Consider the following 16,996-nt stretch of genomic DNA (forward strand, 5'->3'; position numbering starts at 1 on the left):
CTTTTGTATTTGATACACTATAAGTACGCTATGTCGAAATAGCCTGCGCTCGTGCTCGGCATTTTCGCGCTTGCTGTTATCTGTTTATCTAACATTTCACCTTACTATTATTATCAATATGGTGGCCTAGCTCACGCTATTATTTAGTGAATAACTATCTATATATGTGTTATCTAAGCTGGCTATTTTTAAGCTAAATATTTTGGTAGCGTAAAACTTCTTTTTAAAACGTCCATCATAAATTAATCATACATTTTTATTAATTTTTTTATTAATAAAGAAACGGTATTTTATTGTCTGTTTTTTATAAAGAATAACTTATTGAGTGCTTCACTTAATGGTAATCAATAAGTAAGTTATAAAGTTAAAGAATAGGTAAATTAAAATATATTTTGTATGGTGATTAAAATAATAAAATGGAAATAATACATTATGAGCATTCAATTAGTATTAAATGAAAATCGTAAATCTGGCGTACCAGTCAAGATTTATACCTCAGATATTGAGCAAGAGGCGATGCAGCAATTACGCAATTTGGCTCAGCTGGAGTTTGTACATTCGCATATCGCGGTGATGCCTGATGTACACGTTGGTAAAGGCGCTACCGTTGGAAGTGTGATTCCGACCAAATCCGCCATCATTCCGGCTGCAGTCGGTGTTGATATTGGCTGCGGTATGAACGCGGTGCGTCTATCTCTGACGGCAAGTGATTTACCTGATAGCTTAAGGACATTACGCTCAGTAGTCGAGCAGCAAGTGCCAGTTGGCTTTAATATGCACAAACAAATCCAAGCCAAAAACTCAACGCTTGACCCGTTAGGTAAACGCTTAAAACCGATTACTGATAAGCATCCAGGTTTGCTCAAGATGCTCAAAGGCTTTGAGCGTACGTGGGCAAAGCAACTTGGCACATTGGGTGGTGGCAATCATTTCATTGAGCTGTGCTTAGATGAAAACAATAATGTCTGGGTCATGCTGCATTCTGGTAGTCGCGGCATTGGTAATTGTATTGGTCAGTACTTTATTAATCTTGCCAAAAAAGAGCGTCAATCGCGCTTTGGTCATGTGCCAGATCGGGATTTGTCTTACTTTGCTGAAGGCTCTGATAGTTTTACTGATTATGTTGAGGCGGTGGATTGGGCGCAGGATTATGCACTAGAAAACCGCCGTGAAATGATGCGTTTGGTCATTAAAGCCATGCAGTCACCACAAGCGGGGTTGCCACGTTTTCAGCTTACCAAAGAAGCCATCAATTGCCATCACAACTACGTCAATGAAGAGGTGCATTTTGGTGAACACGTCTATGTCACGCGTAAAGGCGCTATCAGTGCCTACCAAGGTGAGCTGGGGATTATTCCCGGCTCTATGGGCGCAAAATCCTTTATCGTCCGAGGTCTTGGCAATGATGAATCGTTTTGCTCGTGCTCGCATGGCGCAGGTCGACAAATGAGCCGAGGCAAAGCCATACGAGCATTTAGCATTGATGAGCTCAAAGCGCAAACCGAAGGCGTTGAGTGCCGTAAGGACAAAGGCGTCATCGACGAGATACCCGGTGCTTATAAAGACATTGAAGAAGTGATGGCCAACCAAGCCGACTTAGTTGAAGTGGTGCATACGCTGAAGCAAGTAATGTGCATTAAGGGTTAGTTGGTTTTGCAAAACAGATTTAGAGATATTAAAAATATAGGTAACAATATGAGCTTAAAACAAACCTTAAAAAAGGCCAAACGAATTGAACGGCAGCTGGAACAGCAAAGTACCACAACCAATCAAAACTTACTTGGTGCTATAAAACCACGAAATTATCTGGCGCTAAATCCACTGCTCAAAAAAGGTGGTGTTCATGAAAAAGAAGATATTGATATCGTGCGTAAAAAACGCCGCCGTGAAACCAAGCAGCAATTGCGGAAGACCGATTGGTTATCACAGTAAAGACAATTACTTTTAACATTCACGCACAAAAAAGCCGCTCCCTACTTAAATAGAGAGCGGCTTTTTTATTTATACAGTTTTTTCTAAAGGGTTAAGCCAACACCTCGATAAGCTCGCCTTTTACCATATGCGGACTGACAAAATCAGTCACACGTACACTGACGATTTTACCCAGTAGCTCATCTACTTTATCAACGTCAAAAGGGAACATCACGGTACGGGTATTGTCCGCTGTACCGATTAAGCAATCAGGGTGACGATTGGCCACTTGCTCAACCAAGACGCGGGTGGTGGTGCCAACCATTTCATGGGTTTTGGCAAGGGTTGAATCGATAATAACCTGTTGAAATTCTGCCAAGCGTGCCTTTTTAGTTGCGAAGCTCACATCGTCGGGTAGTTCTGCGGCTGGTGTGCCCGGACGCTTAGAATAGATAAAGCTATAAGAGTGATCGAAGTTTAATTCTTTTGCCAAGTTTAAGGTGTCTTGGAAGTCTTGATCGCTCTCACCGGGGAAGCCGATAATAAAGTCACTCGATAGGTGAATATCAGGGCGTATGGCTTTGAGCTTATTAATCTGATTGATATAAACATCAATGGTATGGTTGCGTTTCATCGCCGCCAAAATAGCATTTGAGCCACTTTGAACGGGCAGATGCAGGTGTGACACCAGCTCTGGCAACTTGGCGTAAGCATCAATAATATCATCGGTGAACTCTAGCGGATGGCTGGTGGTATAGCGAATGCGCTCGACACCATCGACATACGAGACATAATGCAAGAGCTCAGCGAATCGGCAAATACTGCCGTCGTCTTTTTCGCCGCGATAGCCATTGACGTTTTGTCCGAGCAGGTTAATCTCGCGCACGCCTTGAGCAGCGAGGCTATCAATTTCTGCCAAGACATCATCAAGCGGACGCGACAATTCTTCGCCGCGCGTATAAGGCACAACGCAAAATGAGCAATATTTTGAGCAGCCTTCCATGATGGAGACAAAGGCTTTATAGCCCTCTACTCTTGGTTCTGGTAAAAAATCAAACTTTTCAATACTTGGGAATGACACATCTACCGTACCGATACGGTTTTTAGGCGAGATAGAACGCTGCTCATGCGACTGATCATACAGCTCTGGCAGACGGTGTAAGGTTTGTGGACCAAAAACCATATCAACATAAGGCGCGCGTTTTTGGATATTGTCGCCTTCTTGCGAGGCCACGCAGCCGCCAACACCGATAACCAAATCAGGACGTTTTTCTTTTAATTTGCGCCAGCGACCCAATTCTGAAAACACCTTTTCTTGCGCTTTTTCGCGAATCGAGCAGGTATTCATTAATAGCACATCGGCTTCGTCAATATTATGGGTAACTTCCATCCCGTGTGAATCGCCCAATACATCAATCATTTTGCCAGAGTCATAGACATTCATCTGACAGCCTTGAGTGGTGACAAAGACTTTTTTCGGCGTACCACTGCCATTGACGGGGGTTTGGGCAGTAGACGCTTGAACAGAGTTTGACGCTTCGAGTGCCGTAACGGCAGGCGCAGTAACCCTGGTCTCAACAGCAGCGTCATCGATGCGGGGATTAAATACAGTAACACTCATAAGCGAAGTCCATGATTGACTAAAAATATAGCGAGGTAGGCGATTAACCGGTGGCGTATTTTATCATAATCTGGCATCAATGTGAAAAGTTAGCATAGGCTTACTCTGTTGACGGCATTTGATTATTTATAATAGTATCAATTGCTTATCTATTGCTATTATTCAGATAATGGCTTTTAGTACAATTAAGCCTAGTAAAAGCGCCGTAACACCTTTGTGTTACGCATGGCTATCCAATTTATTAACGAAAAGTAAAGCTGATGGTTGAATGTGCAACGAGTATAGTATGATGCAGACAACCATATCCGCACTATTGTTTAAATGAGCGTTTTAAGTAGGGTGAAAAATCCTATTTCAAGCCTAGATTCAAACTGTTTATTTAGCCAAATTATTTAGACCCATTATAAAGAGAATCCGTATGTCAAAGCCGCAAGTTGCCCAAAGTATCAAGGATAAAGATGCCAATTATCAAAATCATACGCCTAAAAACCATAAAACAACGATGCTAAAAACCAGTGTGCTGAGTGTGGCAACGGCGATGGGCGCGCTGGTATTGTCGCAAGGGGCTTATGCTGAGCTTACTTGGGGTAATAATACCAGCAGTAATGTCAATAGTTATCCGCCACAAGGTAGCTACCAACCGGACAACTATCAGCCTCAAAGCTATCAACCTGATAACTATCAACCGCAAAGCTCGCAGCCAAACAGCAGTTATCAAGCAAACACAGGTTACCAAGCGGATAGTGGCGCAAGCTCATTTACAGCGGCGGCGATTGCGGCAGATCGCGGTGATGTCAACGCGCTTTATAATTATGAGCAGGAGATGAGTGGCGGTTTGTTTGCCATGTATCCGCCTTATTGGCGTATGAATTTGGACCTAAACTCACAAAGCCCAGCGGCGGTTACACAGTTTGCCCGCCAGTATCCAGAGACGGTAATGGCAGAAAAGCTGGTTGCCGATTTTGCAGAAACCAAAGCAGGTTCCAATGATTATGCCGCCGTACGCCAAGTGGCAAACCTCATTACTAATGCCGATGACAGTGAAAAGTGCGCCGTTGCCCTTGGGTTTAATAACGGCGGCGATAGCATGCGTGCGATGGCGGCCAAGTCCGATGTCTGGCTGACCACCAAAAAACAGCCAGCGCTGTGTGATCAATTGGCGCTAGAGATGAATAATAATGCGCTGATTAGCAATCAAGATAGGCTATCACGCCTTAAACGTATGCTGCGTAAAGGCAAGACCGGCGATATTATGGCCTTGTCATCAAAGTTGGGTACACCGATTCCTTACTCGTCGTTAAGTGAAATTCAGCTCAACCCCTCAGCATTTTTTAGCCGTTTTGCTCGCGAGCCAAACAGCCAGATGAATCAATATCTGTATTTGTATGCCATGGGGCGCTTGGCAGAAAAGTCCTACCGTGAGGCAGCGCTACAATTAGATTTTGATGTTAAACAAGACAATCAGCGCGCAGCGAAGGTATTAAACGATGACACCCGTCGCTACGCTTATCGCATTCTTGGCGTTCAGCGTATGAACCACAATACTGACGACGGTTTTAATGTGGAAGCGGTCGATTGGTTCCGTAATAGCTTAGATAATGATTTTAGCTTTGAAGAAGCCGAATATTATGCCATGGCGGCGATTCGTTTTAGTCGTTGGGACGATGTGGTCGAAGCCATCTCAAAAATGGACGCTGAAACGCAAAAAACCAATCAATGGCAATATTGGTTGGCGCGTGCTTATGAGCAATCAGGTGACGTCAACAAACGCAACACTGCCAAAAAAATGTATCAAAATCTTGCGAAAAGCAATGAATACTATGGTTTGATGGCCAAGGATAAAGTCGGTCAACGTTTTGATGCCAGCCGCTTAGGTGGTAATAATTTACCGAATGTTAGTAGTGCTGAGCGCGCACGCGTCATGCAAAACCCGCACTTTGCGCGCGCATTTGCTTTATATAACGCCGATGCTAGTCGCGCCTATGCCAATCGCGAGTGGAACTGGGCAGTGAAAAAAGCGCGTGACAATCGCGATGACAATTTGATTATTGCGGCCGCGCGTCAAGCCTATGATATTGGCTGGCTCGATCGGGCGATTTATGCGGTTGATAATACCGATAGAGTAGACAGCTTGGCACTATCGCATCCAATGCCACACCAATCGGCGGTCGTGCGCTATAGTCAGTCGGCCGGTATCGATCCGGCATGGGCTTATGGCATCATGCGTCAAGAGAGTCGCTTTGTCTCATCAGCCCGCTCAAACGTTGGGGCAAGTGGCCTTATGCAGGTCATGCCTGATACCGCTAAATATATCGCGCGTAATTTGGGCGAAACTTATAGCGCCAGTCGCGCCAATAGCGGCGATACCAATATTCGTTATGGCACCTGGTATATGGGCGATATCTTTGGTAAATTGAACAGCCAGCCGGTTTTAGCGACAGCGGGTTACAATGCCGGACCCAACAATGCCAAACGTTGGCAGCCAGTTTACGGTTCACTTGCGGCCGACCAATATGTCGAGTCGATTACTTTTCCTGAAACGCGCAATTATGTCAAGCACGTAATGGAAAACGCCACCATCTATAGCAGTTTGCTAGGTCGCGGTCAGCCTATTAGTCAGCGCATGGGAACCATTCCCGCCGCCTTCTAATTCTCTTTGTTTTCTAAAAAAGCCATTAATCGCTCGCTGTTAATGGCTTTTTTTATAGCGGATATTTAAAAGCCATACACGTGGCATCAGTCATGTTTACGTTTCTGCTATAGATTAAAAAAAGCAGTTTGCTACCATTGTTTTAATTTCCGGCTGCATTTTCTTTGCTTGATTTGTTGCTTTGTTTTAAGAAAGCCAATAACTTACAACCAACCTAGCTTAATTTTAGGTAGGGTTTGAGTTCATATACTAACAGCCTGAAGGTTAAAAGTCTGGTTACTAAAAAGCCCAAAAGCTACTATTCGTCATTGCTAGATGCTCTAACTTCTTATGATTAAAAAATATTTCAATTTGCCCATGTCGTCGCAGGCTAAGCGTCAATTATCTATTCAGACAAAGGTGGGCTCGATGTCAAAGACAACGCTATCAGAGCATTTTAATAAACACTGGTTACGTACAAAGTATGATAATAATAAAGGTAATGCTGCGTTTGGTATAACAGCGTTATTATTGTTGCAGGGTGCGATTATGCTGCCGGCCCAAGCGGCTAATGCCAGTAAACCGGGTCAGCGGGTGTTGATGATTGAGATGACGCCAGCGCTATGCAGCTTACAGCCGACGCGCGCACGTATGCGTCAGTGCTTGGAAGGCTATTCACTCACCGTTTCAGGTCTCGATATGGGTTATGGCGAGCGCTGCGGCCGCGGCAGTGAGCCACGTTTGACGCCCCTACAATTAAAAGTCGTCAACCGTATCATGCCCGATACCACAGTGCGTACTCAAGTTTGGCAACGTTATGGTGCTTGTAGTCCGCTCAGCGCCAGTAGTTATTTTCGCCAAATTACCAATTATGCAGGCGACTTAAAACTGCCAAGCGAGTTGAATACAGGCAATAGCTATACGGTGTTAAAATCTCGTTTTGTCGGTCAAATGACCCGCTTGAATAATGGCATGTCGGCTAATAGCGTTGACTTGATATGTCAGGTAGGCACGCGCCGCCAAATGGTATTGACTGATGTGCATGTGTGTTATGAAGGCAGCTCATTCGGCACTTGTAGCAATGTCGTCGACAACTGTGGTAGTAAGTTTATTATTTCAGGTGGCAAATAATCTTCTTTCGGTATTGAGTTATTGTCCATTAATAACCCCTCTTTCTACCTTTCATAAATAAAGACAGTAAAGTGCGAATGGCAATCATACGAGCGAATTTATCTATAAATGCTTTAAATTTCTAACCTTTATTCTGTCTAAAACGCTTTTTCGCCGTCTTTTAATGCTTCTAATGCTTCTTTGAAACCTCTCTTGATATCTATCTAGCGCTTTATTCTTTTACCGTTGCGCTAAAAATTTCACGTTCTGCCTGTATAAAATGTAACAATATAATCCGTATTGTCTGCAAACGCGTTTGCGCTTTCTCTAGACGGTTAATAGGCTGAGGTGCTACACTAGTGAACGGTTTATGACTGCTATATTCAGCGAGCAGGTCGCTATCTCAAACGATATTCATCAATCAAAACCATCCATTAGAATTGTGAATTATCTAATCTATAATTAGGGAGTATTCAATGTCAATGAAACAGCCTTTACGTGTTGCCGTCACTGGTGCCGCTGGTAATATCAGCTATGCTATGTTATTTCGTATTGCATCTGGTGAGATGCTAGGTAAAGATCAGCCAGTTATTTTGCAATTGCTTGAAATCACGCCAGCTCTTGACGCCCTAAAGGGTGTGGTCATGGAATTAGAAGACTGTGCATTCCCATTATTGGCGGACATCGTGCAAACTGATGATGCCAATGTTGCCTTTAAAGATGTCGATTATGCTCTATTGGTTGGCGCGCGTCCTCGTGGCCCAGGCATGGAACGTAAAGATCTGCTAGAAGCCAATGCGGCGATTTTCTCAGCGCAAGGTAAAGCATTGAACGATGTTGCTAGTCGTGATGTCAAAGTATTGGTAGTCGGTAACCCTGCCAACACTAACGCTCTTATCGCTCAGCGTAATGCACCAGATCTGGATCCACGCAACTTCACTGCTATGACGCGCCTAGACCACAACCGTGCAATCGCACAGTTGGCTGGTAAAACAGACAGCACTGTCAATGATGTGAAAAAAATGATCATCTGGGGCAACCATTCATCAACTCAGTACCCAGACCTAACGGCTGCGACTGTCAATGGCAAACCAGCCTTAGATTTAGTGGATCGTGAATGGTACGAAGCGACTTATATCCCAGAAGTACAACAGCGCGGCGCCGCTATTATTAAAGCGCGCGGTGCATCATCTGCCGCTTCTGCTGCCAACGCTGCCATCGCGCATATGCGTACGTGGGCTCTAGGTACAGATGAGAACGATTGGGTCTCTATGGGCGTTTACTCAAACGGCGAATATGGTATTGCTGAAGGCTTAATCTACTCATTCCCAGTTACTTGCAAGAATGGTGACTGGTCTATCGTAGACGGTGTTGATGTCTCATCTGATTTCTCAAAAGAGAAAATGGCAGCAACCGAGCAAGAGCTTAGCGAAGAGCGTGATGCCGTAGCACACCTGCTTCCATAAGCAGCCCATTTGCTAAAGCTGATATATCAGCATGAAGCTAAATAGTCGTTAAGCTAAAGAGCCCTCTAGTAAGAGGGCTTTTTTTGTATCTTAGATAATCGATAATACAATTGATAACGTTAGCTAAACGTTGGTTTACAGCTATTCAAATTAAGCTTGCTACAATAAAGTGGTAAATCCAAATAATAAACACCATTAAATCTGTATCATTTAAGGAGAGAAGGTATGTTGGGTGAACCAGAATACAATATGAATGCGTTATTTGCACAATTGGGCTTGGATAATTCGGATGAAGCGATTGATAAATTCATTGCTGATAATCAATTGGCTAAAGGTGAAGAGCTAAAAAAAGCGCATATATGGACCGATAGCCAACGTAAATTTTTAGAAGAAGAGTGGAATAAAGATGCAGCATGGGTTGAGGTTATTGATGACTTAAATGTACGTCTGCATCCTGAAGCATAACAATAATAATAAAGTATGACCATAAAAAGCATCACGATAAATAAAAACCCACAAACGTTATGAACGCTGTGGGTTTTTATTTATCAGTCTAATAACCATAGCTATCTATTTAATCAGGCTGCTGAGCACGCCATTCCAGTAAATCAATCACGTCATTATGAATGCCTGCTTTTAACGCCTCTAAACTTTCATAATGGCGCTCACCATGCAAATAATGCAAAAATCGTACTTGCAAGGTTAAGTCGTATAAGTCTGCTTGTAGCTTGGGAAAGTGTACTTCTAAGCGCCAATCATGTTCTTTATCTACTGACGGTCTGATACCAAGATTGGCAGTACCAAATAAGCTATGCGGACGGAGACCTTTCACCCCTGGATTGTCGCTATTGGTGAGTGCGGTTAGACCATCTGCTATGACATTGCCATTGTCGTCAAGGCTGACAACATCGACAGCAAAAATGCCATGTAACGCAGGTTTAATGCGTTTTAAAGCGACATTGGCAGTGGGGAAGTCCATGGTACGACCGATTTTATCACCACCAACGACAACGCCTGTCATTGCATAATCACGACCCAAGAGGGCATTGGCTGCGTCAATATCGCCTGCCATCAATAAATCTCGTATACGCGTCGAGCTAATGCGCGCACCTTTACCTTTATCATCGATAACGGTATGCAGATTGGTCACATCTAAGCCATAATCGCGTAAAAACTGACTGTCACCAGTACGGTCATGACCAAATTTAAAGTCGTCACCCAATACCAATGCTTGGACGTTTAGGCGCAGTGCCAAAATATCAGCGAATGCCTGCGCCGATAGCGAGCGAAAATCGCTATCAAAGCTTGCGACGATTAAAGTCTCGATACCGTATTCTGCCAGTAAAGCTTGCTTTTCGGCAAGATTGGTTAAGCGCGCAGGCGCGGTCGCTGGCGCAAAGAACTCACGCGGCTGCGGCTCAAATATCATGACAGCTGAGCCAAGGTTTTGCGCTTTGGCAAGCTCACGCACTTGCGTAAGCATCGCTTGATGACCTAAATGTACGCCATCAAAGTTACCGATAGTCAGCACGCAGGGTGGCAACGCTACTGGGCTGCTATTGACCGGTAAAGCGCTTGGAGACGCCATCAGTTGCTCAAGAAAATAGGTGTTCATAAATGTCAGCTATGATAGATAAGACCAATAAAAAATGAAAAACACACCGCGACTAAAACAAACTTTTAAAACAGATGTGTTTAAAAGCAGCCATTATAAAGTAAAATAGCCCTACTAACATCCTATAGTCTGTTGTTAATCAAACAACCATGCTAACAGCTAAACGTCTATTTATCACTTATCTCTATTTTTATTATTATCTATGAATATTCATAATGGAAACGCTATGCCTGCTGCTGTCTCTACGACTGATTATGATAAGGGCTATGACTCTATACAACCTACATCAGCCGTCTATAAACTTAACGAGCGCTTTATAGTTCAGCTCGCTGATAAAGAAGATTTACCCGCAATTTTAGCCATTTACAACCAAAGTATCGCCGGTAAGCAAGCAACCGCTAATCTCACACCAGTGACTTGCGCAGAGCGCCAGGGCTGGTTTGATGAGCATATAAATAGTGCCACACGACCTATTTATATTGTCAAAGCTACTGATGCAGGTGCAGATAGGGGTGCCGAACAAACGGTATCACCAATTGTCGCTTGGGGCAGCTTTAGCGATTTATATACACGGCCCGCTTATCATATCAGCACTGAGATTAGTATCTACTTGCATCAAGAGCATCATGGTCAAGGATTGGGCAACTTTTTGACGCGCTGGATGCTAACGCAAGCGCCGAGCCTAGGTATCCAGAACGTGGTTGCGCTTATCTTTGCCCATAATCAACCAAGCTTAGGATTGTTCCGTAAGCTTGGTTTTGAGCAATGGGGCTATATGCCAAAGGTTTGTGATATGGAGGGTTTTATTGCCGATGTTGTGATGCTTGGCAAAGCGGTCATTGCTGATAGTAATGACCAATTAAAATAGCGATGACGAATGAAGATAGCAGTGACCAGTAACCATGCCAGATAAAGGCTATTTAACGAAGAGCAGTCAGACGCCTTATCCTAAAATCTTCCATTTACCGTCGATTTTTTGTAGCTCATAAGTCAATGGTGCAGGCTCACTTTGACCTCTTAACATCAATTCACCAGTGATGGTAGCACGAGCTTTATCATCGTTGTATTTAGTATCAGTAAAAGTCACACCATCAACCGTTTGCTGAAACGCGGATTGGGTTTTGGCAAGCTCTTCCTCAAAGTTTGTCATATCAACTTTATAATACGTTGCAGCTTGTTTGGCGTCGCCATAATATAAGCTATCGAGTGCTTGTTTAACCGTGTCTTCTGGCGTGCCATTTTGAGTAGGATTGGTCACCAAGCTTTTTTGCTTAGCGTCATCATTCACTGGTGTCACTGGATTGATATTAGCACTCGTGATAATGGTTTTATCTTGAGTGCTATCTGTTACTTGCGCATATTCACTCATATTATCCGTACCCACCGATTTTGCTTCATCAGTCACAGTGTCATCAGATGTTTTAGCGATTTCTGTAGTGTCTTCATTATTATTGACCGCAGTCTCAGTGTCACCCTTATCATTATTGCTACAACCACTTAAAAGTAGGCCGATACTCAAGGTACCAACAGTCAATATGCTTGGTAAGCGTGACAAGGTTGTTGATAAAACTGTCTGTGAAGCTGATGATTTGATCGTCATGTTAGTCCCCGAAATTATGTATTTATCAGTAATTATGGCAACTATCAGCCGCATTCACTGTCAATTCTCATACCAAGCTTGTTTTGGTTTGGTAAGTTAAAGCGTTGCTCAGGGCTTAATAATAAGTGCTTAATAATGAGTGCTTAACCATGCTTTAGCTGACGTGGACGGAAGCCTGTTGCCAATAAGACGACGCCATAAACCACCGCGCCGACGACACACATAATCAGCAGCGCAACGATACGTTTCCACTGGGCATCATTGGTTGGGAAATAGGGCAGCATGACATAAAGTACCGCAACCATAGAGGCGGTAGAAAGCCCAAACTGGCTAAACAGTTTTTTCCAATGACTGCCAAAGCGGAAAATCTCGCGCTTGTGCAAGAAATAATACAACAAGCCTGCGTTCACAAACGCCGCACCCGTAGTCGCTAAAGCCAAACCACCATGTAGCGGCATATCTAAGAAATAAAAGATACCGATAAAAATGACACTAAAAATCATATTGGCAAAGACGGAGATAATACCGATTCTGACTGGCGTTCTGGTATCTTGACGGGCAAAAAAGGCGGGCGCGAAAATTTTAATTAACATAAAACCTAAGATACCGCCTGCCATGCTTTTTAGCGCCAGTGAGCTCATTTGCGCATCGCGTAGGGTAAATTCGCCACGTAAAAACAGCGCTTGCATGAGTACGTCAGAGAGTATAAATAATGCTGCCGATGCCGGAACGCCGACCAAAATAATTAAGCGCGCTGCCCAGTCGATGGTCTTTTTGAAGCTGACGTCGTCTTTTTGCGCTTCACTTTTCGATAGACTTGGTAAAATAACTGTACCGATAGCTACGCCAATTAAGCCAAGTGGCAACTCGCTCATACGCTCAGCAGCATACAACCAAGAAACCGAACCGCCAATCATTAACGAAGCAAAAATAGTGTTTAATAGTAAATTAATCTGCGTGACAGAAACGCCAAAAATAGCCGGCAGCATCAGCTTTAAAATACGGCGCACGCCTTCGTGTTGAAAGTCTATTTTTGGTGCGACCAGTAGTTTTTGTTGCGAGAGCTGTGGCAGTTGTATCAATAACTGCAGTAAACCTGCGATAGCGACAGAATAACCCAGCGCCATGATAGGCACATCAAACATCGGTGCAAACACAAGGGCACCGCCAATCATACATAGATTTAGCAAAACAGGCGCAAAGGCGGGCGCGGCAAAACGCCCGTAGCTTTGCAAAATGCCGCTGGCAAAAGCGGTCATAGAAATAAACAATAAATACGGGAAGGTTAAGCGTAGCAGTTCAGCAGTGATAGCAAATTTATCCGGCTGATCAGCAAAGCCTGGGGCAAATAAGGTCACCACCCAAGGGGCGATTAAAATCACCACGACCGTTAGCATGGATAAAACCAGCAGCAGTGCGCCTGACGTGCGACTGACTAAAATCTGTACCTGCTCTAGGCTGTATTTTTCTTTATATTCAGACAGCACAGGAACAAACGCTTGGCTAAAGGCGCCTTCGGCAAATAGACGGCGTAAAAAGTTGGGTATCTTAAAGGCGACCAAAAAGGCATCCATTAGACCACCGGCGCCAAACACACCCAATAAGACGACATCGCGCACCAAACCTAATATACGCGACAGCATGGTCATACTACTGACCACCATGGTTGAACGAAATAACCGACTTTTTGCCATGAGAACCTATTTTGCTAATTTGTTTACTGAAGGTTGTGTAGTGATGCTTGTTTGCTGATGCAGCGTTGTTAAAAAACTGACGGATTATAGCACTTTCATTGTCCTGATAAATGGATTGGATGTGGAATAACATCTGTCGTTTACAGAAATTTTAATAAGAGTGTTTACTCAATCTTGGTTGTAAAGTTATGACTGACTTGCAATATGGCGGGTAACCATCTCACGCAACTTTGTCCATTCAAAATAATCACCGGGGTCAGTTTTGCGTCCGGGCGCAATGTCACTATGACCTGTCAGATGCCTACGAGTTTTTGGATAAGCGTCATAGATAGCGACAATAACTTTGGCAAGTGTTTCGTATTGAGCCGCGCTAAAGGACACAAAATCTGAACCTTCAAGCTCAATGCCAATGCTATAATCATTACATTCAGGGCGACCCAAATAGCTAGAGCGCCCAGCATGCCACGCGCGTTCATTAAAATTGACAAACTGGGTAATCGCGCCATCGCGCTCTATAAATAAGTGTGCTGAGACTTCTGCACCTTTAATGGTTTGAAAGTAAGGATGCGCCTCCCAGTCTAATTGATTTGTAAATAAGGCTTTGACGTAGTTTAGACCGTCAGTATTGCACGCCCCAAATTTATTGGGTGGCAAGCTAATATTGTGAATGACAATAGTATCAATCGCGACATTTTTAGGTCGTTTATTATGATTGGGCGAGGCAAGCCAAGTCGCAGCGGATAATCGACCGGCATGAATAGTCATTGGCGATGCTGTGGACATAATACTCTCTTTTATAATTTGATAATTAGTGCGCGGTAAATGCTGATGATTATAACTTTTTATTAATAAATAGCTCCTTTAACTAAAAAAACAGTGGTTTAAAGGAATTTAAGACAGTGATACATCATATCACTCTAACAATTCGATAGAACTCATAACGCGATATGCGTATGACTCCTACAGTGCGAGATGTTACTCATGTCCATATATTCAAAACATTCAAACCTTTTGCCGATAGATTGTACGCCAACGAACACCCCAATGAACATTGGCAGGCGAGCACGTTTGCCGCTTACGATAGCTGGGGTGTTACTGAGCGCACAAGCACAGGCATTTTTGCCAACGCCCGCGTCTCTTGTGACGACAGGGGAGTTGGCACTGGATGGCAATGAAACTATTGATAGCAACTTGGTCACTACATCAAAACATGCTGAGCCAATATTAACGGCTTATACGAAGCCCGTTGTTGCTAAAGCAAATGCCGAAACAAATAATATCATCAAAGAAAGTCACAGCCCAAAGATAGAGGTAGCTTCTTCTACATCTCATACTAAAAATACTAATAATGCCAATACCGACCAGCTACTAGCATCATGGCGCGCGCACGCACAAGCAAAAAATCTCGCTCAGCATACGACATGGCGACGGTTGTTATATTTCTTTGATGATCAAAGGAATCTTATCGGCAAGAAAAAAGACAGCAGTATCGTTGATGATGCGGCATTTTACTTAAGCAAAAATGGACAGCATGATTCAGCGGCCGAGCTTGATGCCTTGCTGGTTGCCCTTGCTGACGAAATGGCTACGACTCCCGATAACAGGACTGCTAGTAATAGTGCATCCAATCGTGCGACTAAAAATTTAGGAGAAAGCTCAGTACAAAACTCAGTGCTATGTCGTTTCCCAGCGCGCGTCCAGTGGCTGACTGATACACTCAATATCGACAAAAGCGGTTTGCAAGTCGACTGTCCAGAGCTCAATGAGTGGATGCAAAAGCTGGCACCTGAGCAGCTGTCTATTATGTTTGCGCAGGAATATTTAGACAATCCTATTTCAGCCTTTGCTCATACGTTATTACGCATTGATTCTAAAGCTAGCGTGGCCGATCCAAGCCAAATTCATCATGCAGTGGCACTAAATTATACGGTAGGCGGTGACTCAAGCGATAGTTTTTTGCTATATGCCATCAAATCGATGAGCGGCGGTTATGACAATCTGATTGAAATTGACCCTTATCCGGAGAAGCTCGCGAAGTATCTGCAAGAAGATGAGCGTGATGCGTGGACGTATCAATTGGCTTTAACCCCAGTGGAAGTGCAGCAGATTATGCTGCATGTCTGGGAAACCAAAGATTTGAAGTTGCCTTATTACTTCACCACTGATAACTGCGCGTCTGAGATTTTACGCTTGATTGACGTGGTACGCCCTCAGCAGCATTTATTAAGCCGCCTGCCTTATGCGGTGATTCCCTCAGATGTGGTGCAATTGCTCGATAGCGAAGGCTTACTTGCCAGCACCAACTATACGCCTGCTGATAGCACCTTACGCCAAGCGCAGTTAAATAAGGTTAAAGAGCAGCGTGCGCAATTGGGCTATCATAATAGTGCCAAGCAGACGCTCAATGAGATTAAATCTGCCCAGTCAAATGCTATCTCAAGCATAGCCGCTGACGGACAGACGTTGCTCCCACGGCGTATTGCAGTAGCGGATAACAATCCGATAGACAGACATCCCTTGCAACTGGGGTTTATCGGGTTAGGGCAGCGCGGTGATAACAATTATATTGATTTGGGCGTGCGCGCAGGTTATCACGATACCCTCGATCGACCGTCAGGATTTCCACAGTTCTTTGATTTAGAAGGCGCGGCTGCGACCTTACGTCTGTATGACACTGATAATAATAAAGCCAATCAGCCAAGTAGTGTGGTCTTGCAAAATGTAACTTTGGTGCGAGGGCGCTCGTTCAATCCAGTCAATTCTGCCAAAAAGGGCAAGACTTGGGGCGCAAGTATCGAAGCGACACGTGTAAATGACGGCTCGCAGCAAGAGGGCAGTGATCATTTAGTCGGTAGTTTGGGCTATGAGACGGGTTGGTCGTGGGCGTTTGACACACCTAGCGCGGGCACCGGCGAGATGCCGCCGCAGCTATGCTATACGTTTTTGGCAGGGACGGCGCAAGCAGGCCGCGGTATTAATAAAGGCTATCGTGTCGGCGCAGGCGTCAATGCTGGTTGCCGTTATCAGATTAACAATCAGTTACGTGCGCAGGCTGAATTGCAACTGCCATATTGGTATCATGGCAGCAGCGATGAGTCTAATGCCCGCGGCCATTATTGGCAGCCAATATCAACATTAGGGCTACAGTACGATATTGATAAAAAACAAGCGTTACGTATCAATGCCAACTACGAATGGCAAGATCGTATCGATGCCAAGGAAGACATACAGCTGTCCTACAGACGCTATTTCTAGCATCTGCTATGAAAAGCCCTTTTATCATTAAAAGTTCTTTTAGGCAGTTATTAGAATAAATAGTCATTAAAAGCATTTTTAAATAAAGGATATAT

13 protein-coding genes are annotated in these 16,996 nt (G+C 44.1%); 8 read left to right on the plus strand and 5 right to left on the minus strand.

From position 1 onward, the window contains the following. Positions 1–432 precede the first annotated feature (432 nt). A complete protein-coding gene (locus B2866_RS11005; RefSeq protein WP_296194106.1) occupies positions 433–1,647 on the plus strand; it encodes an RtcB family protein in 1,215 nt (404 codons plus the stop codon). A gap of 48 nt (positions 1,648–1,695) precedes the next feature. Beyond that, the gene (locus B2866_RS11010; protein ID WP_296194290.1) at positions 1,696–1,932 is read left to right on the plus strand and encodes a hypothetical protein; all 237 of its coding nucleotides are present in this window, start codon (positions 1,696–1,698) and stop codon (positions 1,930–1,932) included. Positions 1,933–2,023: 91 nt separating this feature from the next. Here B2866_RS11010 and miaB read toward each other — a convergent pair whose 3' ends face one another. Then, complete coding sequence (miaB, locus tag B2866_RS11015; protein ID WP_296194110.1) at positions 2,024–3,532, minus strand: tRNA (N6-isopentenyl adenosine(37)-C2)-methylthiotransferase MiaB; 1,509 nt, start codon at positions 3,530–3,532, stop codon at positions 2,024–2,026. A gap of 418 nt (positions 3,533–3,950) precedes the next feature. Here miaB and B2866_RS11020 point away from each other — a divergent pair, with 418 nt between their 5' ends. The 4 genes from B2866_RS11020 to B2866_RS11035 all read left to right on the plus strand — a co-directional run bounded on the left by B2866_RS11020 (position 3,951) and on the right by B2866_RS11035 (position 9,202). Next, complete coding sequence (locus B2866_RS11020) at positions 3,951–6,182, plus strand: lytic transglycosylase domain-containing protein (protein ID WP_296194112.1); 2,232 nt, start codon at positions 3,951–3,953, stop codon at positions 6,180–6,182. Between the two features lie 408 nt (positions 6,183–6,590). Next, the gene (locus tag B2866_RS11025) at positions 6,591–7,292 is read left to right on the plus strand and encodes a hypothetical protein (protein WP_296194114.1); all 702 of its coding nucleotides are present in this window, start codon (positions 6,591–6,593) and stop codon (positions 7,290–7,292) included. Between the two features lie 461 nt (positions 7,293–7,753). Continuing rightward, positions 7,754–8,737, plus strand: coding sequence for a malate dehydrogenase (locus B2866_RS11030; RefSeq protein ID WP_296194277.1), 984 nt, complete (start codon positions 7,754–7,756; stop codon positions 8,735–8,737). 225 nt (positions 8,738–8,962) lie between these two features. Next, a complete protein-coding gene (locus B2866_RS11035) occupies positions 8,963–9,202 on the plus strand; it encodes a DUF2789 domain-containing protein (RefSeq protein WP_296194116.1) in 240 nt (79 codons plus the stop codon). Positions 9,203–9,311: 109 nt separating this feature from the next. Here B2866_RS11035 and ribF read toward each other — a convergent pair whose 3' ends face one another. Beyond that, the gene (gene ribF / locus B2866_RS11040) at positions 9,312–10,325 is read right to left on the minus strand and encodes a riboflavin biosynthesis protein RibF (RefSeq protein ID WP_296194280.1); all 1,014 of its coding nucleotides are present in this window, start codon (positions 10,323–10,325) and stop codon (positions 9,312–9,314) included. A gap of 253 nt (positions 10,326–10,578) precedes the next feature. Between ribF and B2866_RS11045 the strand changes: the two genes are divergently transcribed. Then, positions 10,579–11,220 (plus strand): GNAT family N-acetyltransferase, encoded by a 642-nt coding sequence (locus B2866_RS11045; protein ID WP_296194118.1) that lies wholly within the window; start codon positions 10,579–10,581, stop codon positions 11,218–11,220. A 75-nt stretch (positions 11,221–11,295) separates the two neighbouring features. Here the strand turns inward: B2866_RS11045 and B2866_RS11050 are convergent, their stop codons facing one another. From B2866_RS11050 to ampD, 3 genes are all read right to left on the minus strand, one after another. Then, a complete protein-coding gene (locus B2866_RS11050; RefSeq protein WP_296194120.1) occupies positions 11,296–11,952 on the minus strand; it encodes a hypothetical protein in 657 nt (218 codons plus the stop codon). 143 nt (positions 11,953–12,095) lie between these two features. Beyond that, complete coding sequence (murJ, locus tag B2866_RS11055; protein ID WP_296194121.1) at positions 12,096–13,646, minus strand: murein biosynthesis integral membrane protein MurJ; 1,551 nt, start codon at positions 13,644–13,646, stop codon at positions 12,096–12,098. Between the two features lie 186 nt (positions 13,647–13,832). Next, complete coding sequence (gene ampD / locus B2866_RS11060) at positions 13,833–14,429, minus strand: 1,6-anhydro-N-acetylmuramyl-L-alanine amidase AmpD (RefSeq protein WP_296194123.1); 597 nt, start codon at positions 14,427–14,429, stop codon at positions 13,833–13,835. A 198-nt stretch (positions 14,430–14,627) separates the two neighbouring features. On the opposite strand from ampD, the gene B2866_RS11065 reads away from it, so the two are divergent. Then, positions 14,628–16,901: a DUF4105 domain-containing protein gene (locus tag B2866_RS11065; protein WP_296194125.1), complete on the plus strand. Its 2,274-nt coding sequence runs from the start codon at positions 14,628–14,630 to the stop codon at positions 16,899–16,901. Positions 16,902–16,996 lie beyond the last annotated feature (95 nt).

Origin of the sequence: Psychrobacter sp. UBA3483 (genome assembly GCF_002377905.1) — a bacterium.
Lineage (GTDB): Bacteria > Pseudomonadota > Gammaproteobacteria > Pseudomonadales > Moraxellaceae > Psychrobacter.